This window comes from Opitutus sp. GAS368 (assembly GCF_900104925.1).
Taxonomy (GTDB): Bacteria; Verrucomicrobiota; Verrucomicrobiia; order Opitutales; family Opitutaceae; genus Lacunisphaera.
This window is the reverse complement of the sequence record NZ_LT629735.1, coordinates 3,417,755-3,434,015: the sequence shown is the minus strand read 5'-3', so window position 1 is coordinate 3,434,015 and position 16,261 is coordinate 3,417,755. Positions and strand designations below refer to the sequence as shown.

Below are 16,261 nucleotides of genomic sequence, written 5' to 3'. Positions count from 1 at the left end.
TCTATCCCGGTCAAACCCGGGGCGTGGGTCCTGAAGCCCGGTGCTGTTTTGGCCTCAGCTTTCTCCTCGCCCTGTGAGCGTCGTCGCTTCTATCTCCTCCCGCACACCACCATGCCCGGCAAGCGTTCCTATCCGCGATCCCAGCGACTCCTCGTAACCCTCCAGTTATTGGGGGATTTGCTCGTCAGTTACCTTGGCCTCTGTGCCGGTTATTGGCTCAGGTTCAACTCTCCTCTGCGTGCTCTCGGCGTCGAGGACATCGGTTCGACCTTCGCCACCTACAACCAGCTCCTTTTCCTCGGCGCCGGGTTTTTCGTGATCAGCTATGCTTTCCTGAGCCTGTATGACGCCCGTCTTCTGCTCCGACCCCATCGCTCGGCCAATATCATCCTGCGCGGCACCTTTTTCTGGTTCGCCCTGTTTCTCAGCACCTCGTTGATCCTGAAGTTTGATCCCGCCATCTCGCGCATTTTCGTGGCCGTATCCTGCCTGACCACGCTGGTGGCCGTGTTGTTGTGGCGGTTTTCGTTTTTTTATATCCTTTCCCGCAGCGAGTGGCGGGAACGCATCACTCAGCGGGTTGCCCTTGTCGGCTGGAGCGGAGAGGCCGAAAGCCTGACCCAGGCCATTCTTAGTGATAAGAATCATCCGTATTCCGTCTACGGCGTAATCACGACCCCAGCGACCGAGACCCAGGTCAGTCGCGAACAAAAGCGGCTCGGATCAGCCGATCAACTCGATCAAATCCTGGACCAGCACCTCGTTGATATCATCGTGGTGGCCGACCTGGACCTTTCCCGGGATGAGCTGGGGCGCATTGCGGCGGTGTGTGAACGGCGATATGTGGACTTCAAGGTCATCCCGTCTTTTTTCCAGGTATTTGTCTCCAGCCTGCGCATGCAAACCGTCTCCGGTGTGCCTCTGCTGGGCATAGAGCAGATCCCGCTGCACAGCGTGCCCAATCAGATCATCAAGCGCCTCATGGATATCGGCGGAGCGCTGATCGGACTGACGCTCTCGACCCCACTAATGCTGCTTTTCACCTTCCTTATCAGACGGGAAAGCCCGGGCCCGGTGTTCTACAAGCAGGTGCGGACCGGCCTGCATGGCCGCCCGTTCACGATCATCAAACTTCGCTCGATGCGCGCCGATGCCGAAGCCGCTTCCGGCCCGCAATGGGCGACCGCCGCCGACCCGCGGCGGCTCAAGATCGGGGCCTTCATGCGCGAATGGAATCTTGATGAGCTGCCGCAATTCTGGAACATCCTCAAAGGCGACATGAGTCTGGTCGGCCCACGGCCCGAGCGCCCCGAACTGATCAGGCAATTCGAGCATGAGATTCCCCACTACAATCCCCGCCACGAAGTGCGCCCCGGCCTGACCGGTTGGGCCCAGGTCAACGGCCTGCGGGGCAATACCAGCCTGGTCGAGCGCATTCGCTACGACCTTTACTACATCGAGAATTGGTCCTTCTGGTTTGATGTGCAGATAATGATTCTGACGTTTTTCCGTCGACGGAACGCTTACTGAGTGCCCCGCGCTGCTGACTGCGGTCGTCGGTTGTCTGCGGTTTGTTGTCAGGTTTCCGACCCAACACCATCAACTTTCAAGCAACAACAACACGGCGCCCTGCGCCACGCCCGCCCAATCGTCAAAGATCAGCAGCCACGATCCGGCGAGCAGCGGCCCGATCACAACCCGAACCGCCAAAGCTTGCGGCTGGTTTTGTCGAGCGCCGTCAGCAGGGACTGGAGCAACGGGTCAACCGGCTTGCGCCAGAGCACGACCAACGGCACCGAAGCGAACCCGGTGAGCGGCAGCGCCCGGACCGCCGGGTGCCGGGTCGCCCAAGGCAGGTCGAGACCGACGCCCACGCCTTGGCCCTCGGCGACGAGCTGCAGCAAGGCCCGGGGTGATTCCACCCAGATGCGGGATGCCCATTTGACGTGCAGGGCCTTCAAGCCGCTGACAAAACTCCGGCCCACGGGGTCGGTCTCCGGCGGACAGATCAGCGGTTCAGTGATCTTTGGCCGTCCCCAGAGATCTTGGGCGGAGCGAATGCCCGCCCGGCGCGACACCAACAGGTGCAGACCGGCCCGGCCGATAATCCGCGAGGAAACCAGCGGAGCCCGGCGATCCGAGGGCATGACGGCCAGCCGCACCCGCCGCTCCCGCACCCACGTCACTAGGTCGTCTGGTTGGCCGGTCAGCAGCTCGTAGCGAACCCCTTCAGGCCGAGGCGACGCAGCCGCGAGGACCAAGGCGAGGAATTCAGGGTCCAAGAACCCAGCCACGGCGAGACGCACGGTCTGGTCCGGCCGGCCCCGCACCCTTTCCCAGAGGGCCCCGAGCTTCTCATGAAAGGGTCGGACATGGTTGTAGATGTGCCTGCCCTGTTCCGTAAGCTGGAAAGGCCGGCGGTCAAACAGGCTGGCACCCACCATGCGCTCAAGCGCCGCCAACTGGCCGCTGACCGCCGGCTGGCCGATGCCATAGGGAATATGCCGGACGGCGGCGCTGATGCCACCGTAGCGGGCCACGTAATAGAAAAGCTCCAGCTGATGTGGACGAAACATCGGAACGAGTTGCTGGAAAGCCGGCTAGGAGTGGATGGCCAGGCGCGAAGCGGCCTGCCGCGAGAGGCGGGAGCGCTACGGGGATTTCCGGCGGAGGAAGTCGCCCATGGTCGCGGCGGAGAGAGGGATTTGTTTCTCCCGCGCAATCGCCTCGTATTTTTTCAGCAGCTTGGGATCAGCCAGCACTTGGCGGTGGAACTCGCCGGCTTTGCGCATCATCTCGCGCCGGGCCAGCTGCGCGCGCGAGGGCTTCACCTTGCTCATATCGGGCTTGCGGCTCAGCACATACCCGCGCTTGCCCTTCCGATAGTGTTTGCAGACCAAGCCATCGCTGAGCGCGGCCAGAAGATGGAGGGCGGTAAGACGTCTGATTTTTGTCATGGTTGGATTACAATCCAAAAGCCGGCTGGAGCGTATTCTGAAAACATCCTGAGATTAGGTGGTGTTTTGCGCTTCGGTTTTCTCTCAGACGTGCCGCGCCAGTGCGCCCCGGTTGCAACCCAATCCGTCTCACGCGCAGACGCGAAAAACGCGAAGCTGACTTCGTCTGATTCACCACGGATAACACGGATTGAACGGATAAAGACCGGGTCATGTTTCCTGCAGAGGTAACTGAGGAAAGACTGGAGGTGGTTGGATTGCTCTCTCGGTTATCTCCGTTTGCTCCTGTGCAAAGACCATCCGTGTTCATTCGTGTCCTTCGTGGTTAAAAATGCCTTGGTTCAAATTCAGTTGATTCTGTCCAAAACATCTGGGGTCGACTGCTGTTCGTATTCTTCCGCGACCATCAGCCCCGCTGATGCCCAGCATCAGCCTTATCGATTAACGGTCGGATTCGGAATTCCGCTAGAGTGTTGTCGCACCCGCGAAGGGACCGCACAACGCGGCTCCGGGCCGGGTGTAACTCAAAGAAAAGGAGATTAACATGTCACAAAAGACACGTTCATCGTTAAAGCTAGACGCGGTGGCCCAGGCTGCCGCTTTGGGTTCGGCCAATATGCTGAACCCGCTCAAGAAACTCGCCACCATCGGCGCCCTCGCCGGCTTCGTGCTGCGGCTGTTCCGCAGCAAGGTGAGCGGGCCGGAAAGCACAAATCCGGTTAAAGCCAAAGTAAAGCCAATGTATGGCCAATGTGCGGCCAAACCCCGGCGCCAGGCGGCCCCCGCCTCCGCGCTGGAAAAAGGAGGGACCGGCCATGGCCAAGGTTGAAATCAACGCCATCACCAGCCACTTCCAAGGCAAGCTCGGCGACATCCGGTTCCGGAACTACCTCGGCCGGAAGATCGTGGTCCTGCGGCGCAAGCCCTCGTCGGCCCCGCCCACCGCGGCGCAGCAGCAGGTCTACGAACGCTTCCTGCTCGGGGCCGCCTATGCCAAAGGCGCGCTGGGCAACCCCGCGACCCGGGCGGTCTACGCGGAGCGCTCGAAGCTGCGGCAACACCCGGTGTTCGCCGTGGCTGTCAGCGACTACCTCCTGCCGCCGGAAGTGAAGGTCATCGACACCACGGACTACCACGGCCGGATTGGCGATCCGGTCAAGGTGACTGCCATCGACGACTTTGAGGTCGTCGGGGTGAACGTCGTGATCCGGGACGACACCGCCGCCGTGCTCGAGCAGGGCCCGGCCGTGCTCGTGGGCGAGAAGTGGGTCTACACCGCGACGGTGGCGGTGCCCGCCGGCGAGATGGTCACGATCGAGGCCACGGCGAAGGACCGGCCCGGCCACACGGGCAGCCTGAGCCAGCCCTGGCTGATCGCCTGAGTGCGTTTGCCGGGCGACGGCCCGGACAAATACCGGGTTGGTAGCAAACCAACAACGGTGCAGAGTGCGCCACGGATGCTGCAGCGTCCGTGGCGTTTTTATTGATCATGCTGAGCCGGGCGAAGCATCCATCGGGCGCACCTACGGCGCTTGCACAAATCTCCGACCAATGCCTTCTCAACGCAAAGACGCCAAGCCGCAGAGGTCGATCCTGCTCACCGCTTCTATTTATACCAAACACCCAAAGCCTTTACACGAAGGCCGCAAAGAACGCAGAGATATTTCCCAACGCAGGATCTGCTTCGCGATCTTGGCGACCTTGGTGTAGAGTATAGTAGCTTGAGGCGATTGGTATTAGTGGCCAATTAGTGAAGATTAGTGGTGAAAAAATGCCTTGGTTTATCCCTATCCTCCGCGACCTCTGCGTTCTTCGCGTTAAAAATGCCTTGGTCCCTACTACCAAACACCCAAAGCTTTTACACGAAGGCCGCAAAGAACGCAGAGATATTTCCTCTCGCAGGATCTGCTTCGCGGTCTTGGCGATCTTGGTGTAGAGTGTAGTAGCTTACTCCCTGCTCCCTGCTCCCTGCTCTTAGCTCTTAGCTCTTAGCTCTTTGCCCTTGGCACGCTCAGCACCACGCCCTAAGCGGCCGGTTTGCGGGCGACGATAATGGGCTTGAGCACGGCCACCAGCAGCGCGATCAGGGTGACAACCAACACGCAACCGACGACCAACGTGGCCACGAACGGCCAGGAGGCGAGCAGGAGCACCACCTTGGCCCGAAGGCCGTTGCCCTGCGTGTAGGCCAGATTGATTTGCTCGGCCCGGGCTCCGATCAGGGTCACCCGTTTCTCGATAATATCGTAGTAGCGGTCGACCAGCAGGCGCAGCCGGCTGGCGCGGAATTCATTCGCGTCCGCCGTCCGGCCGGCGCGCACCAGGGCGATGAATTGCTCCATCCCGGCCTTGAAGTCGCGGGCGGCGGTCTCGATTTCGAAATCCACGGCCTCACCATTCACCAGATCGGGCGAACGTTGGTAATCGAGGCGCAGCTTGGCCGATACATGCTCAAAATACACGGCGCGATCGAGCAACCGCGCACGTTCCGCGTCGGTCTGGGCGGCCAGGGCATCGAGCATGGCCCGGCGGGAGCGGATGAGGTTCACGGAGATGCCATGGAGCTGGGCGAGGATGGGCACCGAGCGGCCGAGCAATTCGCTATACTCGGAGTCCAGTCCGCGGAGCAGCACGAAGCTCAGCCCGCCCAAGGCCAGGTTGGAGGCAATCAGGCCGAGGACGAGCCACCGGCGGAGAGCGGAGAAGTTGAGTCGCATCAGGTTGAAGAAGAACCGGGCAAAGTGACGCTGGCACATTGCGGTGGTTTCCCGGTGTCAAAGAAGACGATATGGCGCCTCCATGCAAGTTCCGAGCCAGCTGGCGGCGCACCGCGCGGCGTTTGTCCCGAGAACTCCGTCGTCCCGCGGATTCACGAGCAAACGGATGAACACGGATGGAAACATCCCAATCTCTTTACAGGAGGTCGCAGAGGAAGCAGAGATTTCGATCTCCTGCCTTTTCTCTGCGTGCTCCTGTGAAAACCTGCCTTCGCCTTTATCCGTGATATTTGTTCCTCTCGTTGCCCGGAGGGGCATCCACTCGAATCACCCGGCTCCCACGTCGTGGGTTCCGGGCAACACCTGCGGTGCTGCCTTCTCCGCGCTTTGCGCTCCGTGTGGTCAAACGGTTTGTCTCAGTGTTTCCCCCTGCGTCCTTGCGCCTTGGCGTTAACCGTCCGGAAACCAGCTCAGAAGGTGAACCGATAGGAGGCGATGATTTTGCGGGCAATTTCGCGGCGGCGCACGGGGCCGACGCTGCCATGGTGGCCGGTGATGGCGCCCGGGGCGACCTGGTAGAAATGTCCGCAACTGAAAAGGGTGGCGCGGTCGAGCCCTTCGGCCCCGTTGAGCACCGCCTGGTGAGGGCGCACGGGCTGGCCGGGGCGGCGCGTGCGGCCGTAGAGCACGTTGACCCGCGGCGCGGAGGCGCACACCTCATCGGCCGAGATGACCAGAGCGGGGTGCTCGTCCCGGTCGCCCGGATTGATCCGGACTTTGACGACATCCCACTGCCTGAGGGGGAGGCTCATGGTTTGTCCGGGCCGGCATCGGAGCTGCGGGCCATGAGGGCGTATTCCCACTTGTCGAGCTTGAGGGAGCCGGGGGACGGGTAGTCGATGGGCTCGACGGTGGGCACGGCCTTCGCCGGACGGAGGAACAGCCCGCCATCGCGCTCCTCGATCTCCAGCTTGGCGCGGGTTTTGAGCCGGAGGCGGCGGCGCATGGGGGCGGGCAGGACAATCTGGCCCTTGCTGGAGAGCGTGAGTTGCATGACTTGCATTTTCCTACCCCACCCGGCTTGTCAAGCGACCGGTCAGCCCGGCAGCCCGACCGCTGCTTTTCAACGCCAAGCCGCCAGGCCGCGAAGGTCGATACTGTTCAACGCTCCTATTTATACCAAACACCCAAAGCTTTTACACGAAGGCCGCAAAGAACGCGGAGATATTTCCCATCGCAGGACCTGCTTCGCGGTCTTGGCGACCTTGGTGTAGAGTGCAGTAGCTTGAGGCGATTGGTATTATCCGTGGCAATCCGTGATATTTGTTCATCGATTATCACGGATAGCTCCGCCCATGATCCTCAATCCTCGTAAACCGTGGAGCGGTGGGCCACCCGAACGATGAGGATGAGCCATACACCGTCCTTGATCTGGCCGATCAGGCGGTAATCGCCGACCCGCCAGCGCCAAAGGCCGTGCAGGTCGCTGCGCAAGGGCTGGCCGAAACGGCGGGGATCGCCGCCGATGATGCGCGTATCAAGGTAGCGGATTATCCGCTTCTGCGCCGCGAAATCGAGCCGGTTGAATTCGCGCCGGGCCTCCCCCTCAAACTCCCAGGCCCAGGTCACGCTTGATTTCCCCGGCGGTATAGGTGCGTGATTTCCCGGCCTTCAAAGCGCGGAGCCGCTTGACTGCAATGCGGTGATCCTCGGCTTCGGCGATGCGCTCCAGCACGGCATCGCGCACAAAGGCGCTCTTGGTCTGCTTGGCGGCGCGGGCGCTGCGGCCCAGGCTCTTGGCGAGCGCGGGCGGGAGACGGAGAGTAAGCATGGATGTAATACAGGGCGTATTACGCGGGCTGTCAACCACGTTGCCGGGCGGGGTCGCCCGCTCTCCAGTTATTCGTTCTGGAGCCACGGCGACCTCGCCGTGCAGTCCCATGCAGAAACTGGTTCCCACCGATTGGCGCACGCTGGACGCGGTGTTTACTCGGCCGGTTTGATTAGCCACGGAACACACGAAATACACGGAATATTTCACAGGAGGGAACAGAGGAAAGGCAGGAGTGATTTATACAGAATCCATGAAACCAAGAACCGGCAGCATGGCTTTCTGGCTTCTGAATTCCTCCGTTATCTCCGTTGGCTCCTGTGCAAAAAACCATCCGTGTTCATCCGTGTAATCCGTGGTTAAAAAAAAATGACTTGGCTTGGCTTCGCGTCCCTTCGTGTCCTTCGTGGTTAAAAAATGCCTTGGTCCGATTCGATTGATTCTATCTCACCCACCCAATTAGTGTCTCATTAGTATTCATTGGTGGTTAAAGTCTCTGTGGCCTCTGTGCTCTCTGTGTTTAAACCGCCTTGGCCTGAATCCTCAAGGTTTGCTTCGCCATCTCCGCGCAGCGCTCGTCAGGTTTCAAGTTTCGGTCTCAGGCTCTGCGATCGCCCTTTGTTTTTCCCCATTGCCTTGGAAAAAACCTCTTCAAAACGGTCGGCGATGCGCTCGATGTCAAACTCCCGCTCGGCGTAGCACCGCGCACAAGCCGCCATGCTTTGCCGCAACGGGGCATCGTTCCTCAAAACCGAGGCTCCGCGCAGAAGGCCGGTCCAATCGTCCGGGCGCACGCATAGACCGGATACCTGCTGCTCGATGATGCGGGTTGAGAGATTTTCCGCCGGCATTGCCCCGAGGATCGGCCGGCCGGCCGCATGATAGGTGAGAACCTTGGAGGGCACGGAGAAGACTCCCGCATCGGCCTCCAGCACCGTCACGAGCACATCGGCAGCGGCCAGCGCTTCCGGCATGTCCGTGAACGGCTGAAATGGCAGCAAGAGGAGATTCGAAAGGCTTTCCTGCGCCTGTCGTCCGCGCAGGAAGTCCGCGCCAGGACCTTCGGAAATGATGACCACGCGCACAGCCGGATCGTCTTTGAAGCCCAAAGCCAGGCGCCGGAGCAGATCGGGGTTGTGCTTCATCGCCAGGGTACCCGAATAAAGGAACACAAATTTGTCATCGAGGCCATGTTTGGCCGACCAGGCGTTCCGCCTCGGACGCAGCGGGAGTTCATCCAAGGGCGCCCAATTGGGTATGATGGTAACCTTATCCTCCGGCACACCAAACTTCGCCAGGATCGGGGTAAAATCCTCTGTGATGGCCACCACCCCCGCGCTGGCGCGAAGGCATTGGGCGTCCAGGTGTCGATACCACGCACCCGCCAAGGCTCCAAGCACGGGCAGTTTTTTCCGCGCCAGTTTATCCACCGCCATGCTATAGAAATCCTGCACCCAGGTGACAACCGGGATGTCCAGCCGGGTCGCCGCCCGAATCAGCCTGAGCTGGGGATCCGAGGGGGTCTGCCCGCTACAGATCAAATCAGGTCTCAGCTCCCTGATCAGGCTGACCAACTCGTGCCCATACTCTCTCTCATAGCCTGCTCGCTTCAGGAAACTATATTTGTTTGCCCGATAGTCCCGCGACATGGGCACCGCCTGAAAACTCAGGCCCGGTGGGTCTTCTTCCTGCCGCTGCAGAATTCCCCGGGGCGTCAACAGCTCTGAGGCAAATGCGTGCACAACCTCATGGCCTCTTGCCGCCAGCTGGCGCGAAAGGCTCACCGGGAACGGATGTCCGGCGTAATCGTGAATCAACAGGCGCATGGGAGTGAGAAGGCTTTCACCGGGCAGGCTTGGCCGCCATTCCCAGGCCGAGCGCCAGCAACGCCTGCCGCAGCGGCGCCATTTCCGCCTGCGGCCAGATTGTCTCGAGCGGCGTGTCCGAGCTGATGCGGACGAAGAGCTGCTCCTTGCGTAGATTCAACCCGCCCCGCCACATCTCGTCGAGCCAGGCCCACCACGGTGGCGCGTAGCCCGTATGATAGCTCAACATCCGGTCGCCCACCTTGTGCCAAAAGACGACATATTCCGGTTTGTTCTGCATGCGAAATACGCGGACCTCGCCTTCGGCAAATCCGGTTGCGCTCAACTCTTCGCGCAATGCGCCCAGCCTGCGTTCCGCGGCGTTGTCCCGCAGCCAGCCGTTGCCCGGCCAGCAGACATCCGGAGTATGGCCGGCGACCAGACGTGGAGACATTCGTCCGGGTTCCCACCACGCGATATAGACCGAAACCCTTGCCTCGGACAGTTGGTAGATGCGGTAGATGCCGTCGTTGAAGTTGAGCAGTTCCCCGACCGCCTTCTTCATTTCCTCGGTGGCTGCAATCGGTTCGTCGCGCGCGCCACCGCTTCCCAAACGGACCGGCAGCACGGTTTCCAGGCGGCCAGCTTTGGCCACGCTTGAAGCCGCGGGGCCGGACGCTGCCGGCCACAGCTGAAGGGCCAGTGCCAGCACCAGCAAACTGCCTGCTCCCATTGTCCACCAAAGCCCGGTTCGTCTCGTCATTTTTCCGACCAACGGGGTTTCACCGGTGCGCAGGGATGGCCCGCGCAAATCATGCCCGCCGGCAGATCTCCCGTCACGATGCTCCCCGCGGTTGCAACGGCCTCGTCGCCCACTGTAACCCCGGGGCCGACAAAGCACTGAGCTCCGATCCACGCTCCATCGCCAACCGTTATCGGCGCATTGCGATAAGTCATGGCCGGATCGCGGAAATCATGATTGCCCGTGCAAAGGAAGGCGCGCTGCGAGATACAGGCATGAGCGCCGATGGCCACCGGTTCGAAGTTCAGGATGAACGCCTCCTCACCGATCCAACTGTAGTCGCCCACCATCAGCTTCCAAGGGAAATGGATGTTTACCCGCGGCTTGATATAAACGCCCTGCCCGATCCGGGCGCCAAACCGCCGCAGCAGGGCCACCCGCCACCCGCTCGGCCAAGGGAAGGCGCTGAGAAAAAAAACACACTTCGCCAAATACCAGATCGCCTCCACCCAGCGCGGGCGGCCACGATCCAGACCCTTGGTGGGATCAAATTGATCGTTGCGGACACGCATTACAGTTCACCAACTTTAAAACGGGAGGCGCTCAATTGGTCCGTTCGTAGTGCAGTTTGGCCGAAACCAGGCCATAGAAGAAAAATCCGATCCCCACCAGGATCGGCCAAAGGGCGAACAGCCCGAAAAAGAGCAGGATCCGGTTGGTTTTCTCGGAGATGGCCGCACTGTCCTGATAAACCAGGTCCGCGATCGTGGAGGCCAGCGCATCCTGCTCGTTGAGGTAGCTGTCCAGGGCGGCGTAGTAATGGCGCCGCTTCTCGATGAATTCCGCCTCGGTCTGGGGGTTGCTTGGCTCCCCCAGGAACTCCCGGGTCATGTTCAGATAATCGGCCCTTTCCTGCTTCAGCTGGGCCAGCGCCTCCTGGCTGCGGGTATCCTTCAGCAGCTCGGCCAGTTCGGTGAGATTGCGATCGTTCCTGGTCACGGTCTCTACAAATTTTTTCCGCGCAAAGGCCCGGACCTCCTTGGAGGAGTCGAACCTGAGCGGGCCTATGACCTTGCGGCCGGCATTGGTCATCTTTGTGACTGTCCGGATCTGGTCCAGCGCCGGCAAATGGCTCTGGATCAAAGGCACGTATTCCCCCTTGAGCGACCGCGCCAGCAGGAAGCCGATCACTCCCAGCACAACAAAGGATATCGCCAGACCGCAGATGTAGGCAAACAGACGGTAAGGAGCCGAGGGGGTTGGACTCATGGATCTTGGGTGGGTTTGGACTTTATTTGTTGAAGAATCTGCGTCAACGCAACGAGACTTTCCCGGTGGAGGGCGTTATATTGGGCATGTGCCAGTCCCTGCAGGTGCTCCAGCCGGCCGGCGTCGCTCGCCCACTCCGACAGGATGCGCCAGGCCTCATGGGCAAAATCCCCATCAGGCGGCAACACGTGGCCGGCGTCGCCGACTTGCGCGGCAATGCACCCCCGGCCCAATGCGATCACGGGTTTGCCGTGACGCAGCGCCTCATGCACGACCAATGGCTCGGTTTCATTCCGATAGCGGGTCGGGAAGGCAAATGCCCCAAGGTTCTGCCAGAATGCCTTATAGGCATCCCCGTAAACCGGCCCCAAGTAATCCACGTTGGCGAGGCGGGATAGACGCTGGCGATATTGGGCTTCGTCGGCCGGGTTTTCAAACGGTCCGGCAATCTTGAATCGCATGGTGGAGTGGGCACGCTGCGCCAGCTCCGCCAGTTGGAGCATGTCATCCAGACCTTTCGCTCGCGATAGGTTGGCCATGTATCCCACCGTGAACGGCGTGCGATCCGAAAGGAGCTGCCGGGCGGAAATGGGTGATCCCATGAAGATCGTATTATTCATATCCAGCACACGAACCGCCCGAGGGTAGCGCTGCTGCAGTTTCTCGCCCATGCTCCGGGTTTGCACCACATGCAGGGCCTTGGGACCAGCCGCCCGCACGAGCAGATGCATGGGCCAGAAGGGCCGGTCCAGATAGCGGAAGCTGTGGTGGTGCACCAGCACGCGCAGGCGCGCGACCCGCGCGACCCCGATCAAGCACACCTCGTATAACAGCCCGAACCCACCGCTGAGCGAGCAATACACCGTTCCCTCCGGATGTTCCCGCCCAAAATGCCATAGCACCTTGAGAGCCCCAACGATCTTCTTCAGGCGCCGGAGGCGGACGCCCAGCGACCGGTCCAGCGAAGGCGGGGCGGTATCGTATCGCCGGACTTCGATCCCGGCCTTGATCGCCTCGGCATACATGGCCTCGTTCACGGTCGCAACGCCGTGGCGCGGAGGAGGGAAAGGACCGATTATCAGCAACTGCGCCTTGGTCGCCGCTCCAGCAACAGCTTCAGATACTCCAGTTTCCTCATTAGCGTTCATTGGCGACAATTAGCGGTTTCTCCTCTGCTGCCCCCATCAGTTTCGCCTGTCCTTTATTTCTCTGACGGCGGATTCAAAGCCGTCGGCCATGTTTTCGACACTGTATTGCTCCGCCACCCAACTGGCGATATCGGCCCGTTTACTCCACCAGGTCCCCCGGTCTCGCCACATCTCGCCGAGTTTGTCCGCCAGATCCCGGCTATTGTCGCTGCTGAAAAACCGGCTGTTCCGCCCCTCAAAGCACGCCTCGATTTCCGGCGAGTGAGGTTCGCGATCCGCCACCACCATGGGCACGCCATGGGCAAAGGATTGGATCGCACTCAGGCCGACATAGCCGGGCGACACCGCACAGAACGCCGTCGAATAGATTTCCCGCAGTTTCACGGCATCGATCACATGGCCGCGGAAAATCACCCGGTGGGCCAGGTAGTGCTCCCCTGCCCTCTGCTTGAGGCTGGCGGTCTCCGGCCCTTCGCCGACAAAAACCAGCCTTACCTCCGGCTCCAGGTGAGGAATCGCCAGCGCGAAGGCTTCCAGCAGCAGCCCGGGCTTCTTGTCCAGCTTCACCCGCCCCACAAAAATAATGTCCGTGGTGCGCTCCATCGGCGCAATCGCCGCGACGCACGCCGCCTTCGGCACCAACGAATTGGGAGCGGTGACAACGAGCAGGCCGGGCATGCGGCGCTGCAGTTCCTTTCCCTGGGTATAGGTGTAGGGAATGATGCCGTCGGACAGGCGCATCATCATCAAACGAATGATATTCGTCCAGGCACCGATGCCGTCGCGGGCCCAGACATGGCCCCACAGCAAGGTCGGCACTCCGGACATCCTTCTCGCCAGCAGAATCACCCAGCTCGAAATGACGCGGGGATTCAGCTCCAGCAGCGCGATGTCCGCCTCGCAGAGCCGCTCGACCACCCGATTTTGCCACAACAGGTTGCGGGAAAATAGAAAAACATTGCCCGCCGGAGTGCGCCAGGGTTTGGGGTGCGCGCACACTTTGACGTCGCGGGTGAAATAGTCTTCGCCGCAGATCAGCTCGAAGTCACCGGCGAACCGCCGGCCGATTTCATCGAAGACCGGTTCGCGATAATCGGGAAAGCACGTCTGCAGCAGCACCACGGCCGGACGGTTTGTCGCCTGTGCACCGCTGGTTTCGCTCGCAGCCCGCTGCGGGGCGGCGAGAGCGGCGCCGGCGGCTTTGAGGGCGTTTTCGGCGAAACGCTCGCAGGACCAGCCGGCGATATGGTCCCGGGCGTTTGCGCCTAATTGCCGGGCGAACGCCTGATCCTGGCAGGCTGAGCGCAGTCCGTCGGCGAGTTGCCCGATGTTTTCGGGATCAAAGGCGAACCCCGTCCGGCCGGGCACCACTAGGTCTGAAGCGCAACCCACGGCGTTGGAGACCCCCACGGCGCATCCGCTGGCCATGGCCTCGTTGACCACCAACCCCCACTCCTCATACAGGCTGGGCAGGACGAAGCACTCCGCGAGGGTGTAATACGCCGGCAGTTCCTCGATCTGGGCAAACGGGTAGAAGCGCACGACCTCCGCCCCCGCGATGCTCGGTGAAACAATCTCGTCCCGACGCCCCTCGACCACCTTCAGCCGCTCGCTTTCCGCCACGCCGGTCAGCCGGTCTTTCTCCGGCCCGCTGCCCACCAGCACCAGGTCGCAGCCATTCAGCCAGCCCCTGCGGCGGGCCAGGGCGAAGGCCTTGATCAAGCTCGGCAGGTTCTTTTTCGCCACGAAGCGCCCGATGTTCAGGATAAATCGCTGCGGCAACCCCAGGCGCTTCCGCCATTGCGCTGCATCTTTCCTCACCTCGTCCGCCCGGGCGCCAAAATAGGCGTTATCCACGGCATCATAGCCTTCAAATATGTTTTTATCGGAGAATCCCAACTCTCGGTGAAAACCCCGGTGAACAGATCCCGCCACAAAGGCGGCATCATACAATTTAGCGATCTGCTTTTTCACGGCGAAAACCGGCACTGAATTGGTCCCAGTCACCCGATGACTGTCATTCATCATGACCACCCGCATCCCCAGCGATCTTGCCGCCATTGCCGCCAGGACGCCATACAAGGGCCAGTAACTCGGCGTGAAGATCACCTCGCAGCGCGCTTGTTTCAGGAATTTTTTCGCCGCCTGCCGGACCGCCAAGGGCGACACTGCTTCCGCCACCCGACCAGGAAACAGCGTGACAATCCCCCGCTCCCCCGGGCCGGTTCTGCGCCAGCCATAGGTGCTGGTCTTATCGCCCACCTCCAGTCCGACCACCTCATGACCGCACTCCGCGCACAGCTTCTGCAGGGCCGCGAGCCGGGCGAAATGATACGGTCCGTAACTCTGCCAAAGAACACAAATCCTTATCATGATTTACTGGGCGGACGTACTGGATATTGTGGCCGATGATGGAAGGAGCCATCGACTTGAAGGTCCTGAGAAGGGTTTAAATGTCCGGAGCCAAGTGACCTGCTCGTTTTTTCGGCTGCCAACAACAGGCCGATTGATAGCCCTAAATATTGGGCCGACAATCTTTCACCGAACGGGTTTGATGTCAGACTCTGGGAGAGAAACAAAAACAACGAGAGCAGATTAAAGGTGAATAACTGCAGAAAACGCGAGTCCGCTATTGTGCGAAGCCAGCGCAGACGCTGCCATCCATGCCATAACGGGGCTGCAAAAATCCAGACCTGCCAAAGCATGGCCGGAATACCGCCGAAGAATAATGCATAGGTAAAAGGCGAGTGTGCCGCGTTCCAAGTTGGCGCAAAAAAAGTCGTAACTATTTCCTCAGAGACCGACCTTACGTCTGCCATATAGGAATCACTCCAGTGGTAGGTGTTGCCAAACCCTTTGCCAAAAAATATCTTTAAAGGCGTCTCACTCACCTCCTCCCAAATGCCCTTGGCCTCGGCGACCCTCGAAATTAGATTAACATCATCGCCAGAACTAGTGTTTACACGATCCGAATACAGCCTAGAAGCCCACACGTCGAAAACATCGGGTCTGATTTTATAGGCCGCCGCAAAGCCGATGACGGTGCCGCAACAAACGATTATCAATCCGATTTTGCGCCAGCGGAAATAAATCTTATGGCCCGGGTTACCCCAATTGAGACGCGTGATCAGTAAAGACACTCCCACGACAGTAAAACCGAAGGTGATTAGAAAAGAGCGCGTAACTGAAAGGGAAATTATCACAATCGTCGCTCCCGCGATAAACATCGCGGCGAGATTCAGTTTACGCATAAAACAAAAGGTCGCGCAAACATAGGCGATCAGACTGCAAATAGCTGGTGAAAGCACTTGGTAACGCATCTCGTCCATTTCCAATCCGCTTACTTCCGTCGCGTAGTAATATCTGAAGAACAAAGAAATCACACCCGCACTCACCATTGCCCGAAAAAGACCCCATGCTAGCTCCAGGGAATTTGCTGCCACCGTGCCGGCCCACACTCCGGTTATGAATAGCCAATAGGGGAAAACTAGCCGCACCATTTGGTCTGCGGGCACACTGTAATAAATAGCCGACAGGCAACCCAAAACGGAAAAAAAGAAGGAAGAACAGATAACTAACTTTATACCACGGGTTGCTCTTAGCGACCCCGTGATGAGGATTGCCAAAAAAACAGCCACTGAACTGACCGCCATTACGATCTGCTCTAGTGATCCGCCCCCGGGGCCCTTAAAATCGAGAGCGAAAGAAAATGGATAGACGATTAGTAATACACGCAAAAGATCGTTTTTCCAAGGTTCTGTTGGCAAAAGATAACGGGTCGAGTTCATTACA

General features: G+C 60.0%; 17 protein-coding genes. 3 read left to right on the top strand and 14 right to left on the bottom strand.

The window, feature by feature from the left end; genetic code table 11:
- The first annotated feature begins 111 nt into the window (after window positions 1-111).
- Complete coding sequence (locus tag BLU29_RS14595) at window positions 112-1,530, top strand: sugar transferase (protein WP_091059389.1); 1,419 nt, start codon at window positions 112-114, stop codon at window positions 1,528-1,530.
- A gap of 161 nt (window positions 1,531-1,691) precedes the next feature.
- On the opposite strand, the gene BLU29_RS18180 is transcribed toward BLU29_RS14595, so the two are convergent.
- Together BLU29_RS18180 and BLU29_RS14585 are read right to left on the bottom strand one after the other, a co-directional pair.
- A complete protein-coding gene (locus tag BLU29_RS18180; protein ID WP_157693909.1) occupies window positions 1,692-2,576 on the bottom strand; it encodes a LysR family transcriptional regulator in 885 nt (294 codons plus the stop codon).
- A 75-nt stretch (window positions 2,577-2,651) separates the two neighbouring features.
- Window positions 2,652-2,957, bottom strand: coding sequence for a hypothetical protein (locus BLU29_RS14585; RefSeq protein ID WP_091059386.1), 306 nt, complete (start codon window positions 2,955-2,957; stop codon window positions 2,652-2,654).
- Window positions 2,958-3,501: 544 nt separating this feature from the next.
- On the opposite strand from BLU29_RS14585, the gene BLU29_RS14580 reads away from it, so the two are divergent.
- Both BLU29_RS14580 and BLU29_RS14575 read left to right on the top strand, forming a co-directional pair.
- Entirely contained in the window at window positions 3,502-3,786 is a 285-nt protein-coding gene (locus BLU29_RS14580; RefSeq protein WP_157693908.1) for a hypothetical protein, read from the top strand.
- On the top strand, window positions 3,773-4,339 hold the full coding sequence (locus BLU29_RS14575) for a hypothetical protein (RefSeq protein ID WP_091059380.1): 567 nt from the start codon (window positions 3,773-3,775) through the stop codon (window positions 4,337-4,339). The genes BLU29_RS14580 and BLU29_RS14575 overlap by 14 nt, the downstream gene beginning before the upstream one ends.
- 642 nt (window positions 4,340-4,981) lie before the next feature.
- Here the strand turns inward: BLU29_RS14575 and BLU29_RS14570 are convergent.
- The 12 genes from BLU29_RS14570 to BLU29_RS18175 form a co-directional block, all read right to left on the bottom strand.
- Window positions 4,982-5,713 (bottom strand): Tar ligand binding domain-containing protein, encoded by a 732-nt coding sequence (locus tag BLU29_RS14570; RefSeq protein ID WP_091059378.1) that lies wholly within the window; start codon window positions 5,711-5,713, stop codon window positions 4,982-4,984.
- A 431-nt stretch (window positions 5,714-6,144) separates the two neighbouring features.
- Complete coding sequence (locus tag BLU29_RS14565; RefSeq protein ID WP_091059376.1) at window positions 6,145-6,486, bottom strand: hypothetical protein; 342 nt, start codon at window positions 6,484-6,486, stop codon at window positions 6,145-6,147.
- Window positions 6,483-6,728, bottom strand: a complete 246-nt coding sequence (locus tag BLU29_RS14560) for an AbrB/MazE/SpoVT family DNA-binding domain-containing protein (RefSeq protein ID WP_157693907.1) — start codon at window positions 6,726-6,728, stop codon at window positions 6,483-6,485. The genes BLU29_RS14565 and BLU29_RS14560 overlap by 4 nt, the downstream gene beginning before the upstream one ends.
- A 308-nt stretch (window positions 6,729-7,036) precedes the next feature.
- Window positions 7,037-7,303: a type II toxin-antitoxin system RelE/ParE family toxin gene (locus BLU29_RS14555; RefSeq protein WP_091059371.1), complete on the bottom strand. Its 267-nt coding sequence runs from the start codon at window positions 7,301-7,303 to the stop codon at window positions 7,037-7,039.
- Complete coding sequence (locus BLU29_RS14550; RefSeq protein ID WP_091059369.1) at window positions 7,281-7,505, bottom strand: DUF6290 family protein; 225 nt, start codon at window positions 7,503-7,505, stop codon at window positions 7,281-7,283. Before BLU29_RS14550 ends, BLU29_RS14555 begins: the two co-directional genes overlap by 23 nt.
- Window positions 7,506-8,083: 578 nt before the next feature.
- Window positions 8,084-9,331, bottom strand: coding sequence for a glycosyltransferase family 4 protein (locus BLU29_RS14545; RefSeq protein ID WP_091059367.1), 1,248 nt, complete (start codon window positions 9,329-9,331; stop codon window positions 8,084-8,086).
- A 16-nt stretch (window positions 9,332-9,347) separates the two neighbouring features.
- The gene (locus BLU29_RS14540) at window positions 9,348-9,965 is read right to left on the bottom strand and encodes an exosortase-associated EpsI family protein (protein ID WP_231962242.1); all 618 of its coding nucleotides are present in this window, start codon (window positions 9,963-9,965) and stop codon (window positions 9,348-9,350) included.
- A 104-nt stretch (window positions 9,966-10,069) separates the two neighbouring features.
- Complete coding sequence (locus BLU29_RS14535; RefSeq protein WP_091059361.1) at window positions 10,070-10,624, bottom strand: WcaF family extracellular polysaccharide biosynthesis acetyltransferase; 555 nt, start codon at window positions 10,622-10,624, stop codon at window positions 10,070-10,072.
- 31 nt (window positions 10,625-10,655) lie between these two features.
- Window positions 10,656-11,321: an MCP four helix bundle domain-containing protein gene (locus BLU29_RS14530; protein WP_091059359.1), complete on the bottom strand. Its 666-nt coding sequence runs from the start codon at window positions 11,319-11,321 to the stop codon at window positions 10,656-10,658.
- Complete coding sequence (locus BLU29_RS14525) at window positions 11,318-12,469, bottom strand: glycosyltransferase family 4 protein (RefSeq protein WP_091059357.1); 1,152 nt, start codon at window positions 12,467-12,469, stop codon at window positions 11,318-11,320. The genes BLU29_RS14530 and BLU29_RS14525 overlap by 4 nt, the downstream gene beginning before the upstream one ends.
- A 36-nt stretch (window positions 12,470-12,505) precedes the next feature.
- Entirely contained in the window at window positions 12,506-14,842 is a 2,337-nt protein-coding gene (locus BLU29_RS14520) for a glycosyltransferase family 4 protein (RefSeq protein WP_091059354.1), read from the bottom strand.
- Window positions 14,839-16,257 (bottom strand): hypothetical protein, encoded by a 1,419-nt coding sequence (locus BLU29_RS18175; RefSeq protein ID WP_157693906.1) that lies wholly within the window; start codon window positions 16,255-16,257, stop codon window positions 14,839-14,841. The genes BLU29_RS14520 and BLU29_RS18175 overlap by 4 nt, the downstream gene beginning before the upstream one ends.
- Window positions 16,258-16,261: the final 4 nt, after the last annotated feature.

Coding starts and splice junctions, on each gene's coding strand:
- BLU29_RS14595 (WP_091059389.1), top strand. CDS start 112: ATGCCCGGCAAGCGTTCCTATCCGCGATCCCAGCGACTCCTCGTAACC.
- BLU29_RS18180 (WP_157693909.1), bottom strand. CDS start 2,576: ATGTTTCGTCCACATCAGCTGGAGCTTTTCTATTACGTGGCCCGCTAC.
- BLU29_RS14585 (WP_091059386.1), bottom strand. CDS start 2,957: ATGACAAAAATCAGACGTCTTACCGCCCTCCATCTTCTGGCCGCGCTC.
- BLU29_RS14580 (WP_157693908.1), top strand. CDS start 3,502: ATGTCACAAAAGACACGTTCATCGTTAAAGCTAGACGCGGTGGCCCAG.
- BLU29_RS14575 (WP_091059380.1), top strand. CDS start 3,773: ATGGCCAAGGTTGAAATCAACGCCATCACCAGCCACTTCCAAGGCAAG.
- BLU29_RS14570 (WP_091059378.1), bottom strand. CDS start 5,713: ATGTGCCAGCGTCACTTTGCCCGGTTCTTCTTCAACCTGATGCGACTC.
- BLU29_RS14565 (WP_091059376.1), bottom strand. CDS start 6,486: ATGAGCCTCCCCCTCAGGCAGTGGGATGTCGTCAAAGTCCGGATCAAT.
- BLU29_RS14560 (WP_157693907.1), bottom strand. CDS start 6,728: ATGCAACTCACGCTCTCCAGCAAGGGCCAGATTGTCCTGCCCGCCCCC.
- BLU29_RS14550 (WP_091059369.1), bottom strand. CDS start 7,505: ATGCTTACTCTCCGTCTCCCGCCCGCGCTCGCCAAGAGCCTGGGCCGC.
- BLU29_RS14545 (WP_091059367.1), bottom strand. CDS start 9,331: ATGCGCCTGTTGATTCACGATTACGCCGGACATCCGTTCCCGGTGAGC.
- BLU29_RS14535 (WP_091059361.1), bottom strand. CDS start 10,624: ATGCGTGTCCGCAACGATCAATTTGATCCCACCAAGGGTCTGGATCGT.
- BLU29_RS14530 (WP_091059359.1), bottom strand. CDS start 11,321: ATGAGTCCAACCCCCTCGGCTCCTTACCGTCTGTTTGCCTACATCTGC.
- BLU29_RS14525 (WP_091059357.1), bottom strand. CDS start 12,469: ATGAACGCTAATGAGGAAACTGGAGTATCTGAAGCTGTTGCTGGAGCG.
- BLU29_RS14520 (WP_091059354.1), bottom strand. CDS start 14,842: ATGATAAGGATTTGTGTTCTTTGGCAGAGTTACGGACCGTATCATTTC.
- BLU29_RS18175 (WP_157693906.1), bottom strand. CDS start 16,257: ATGAACTCGACCCGTTATCTTTTGCCAACAGAACCTTGGAAAAACGAT.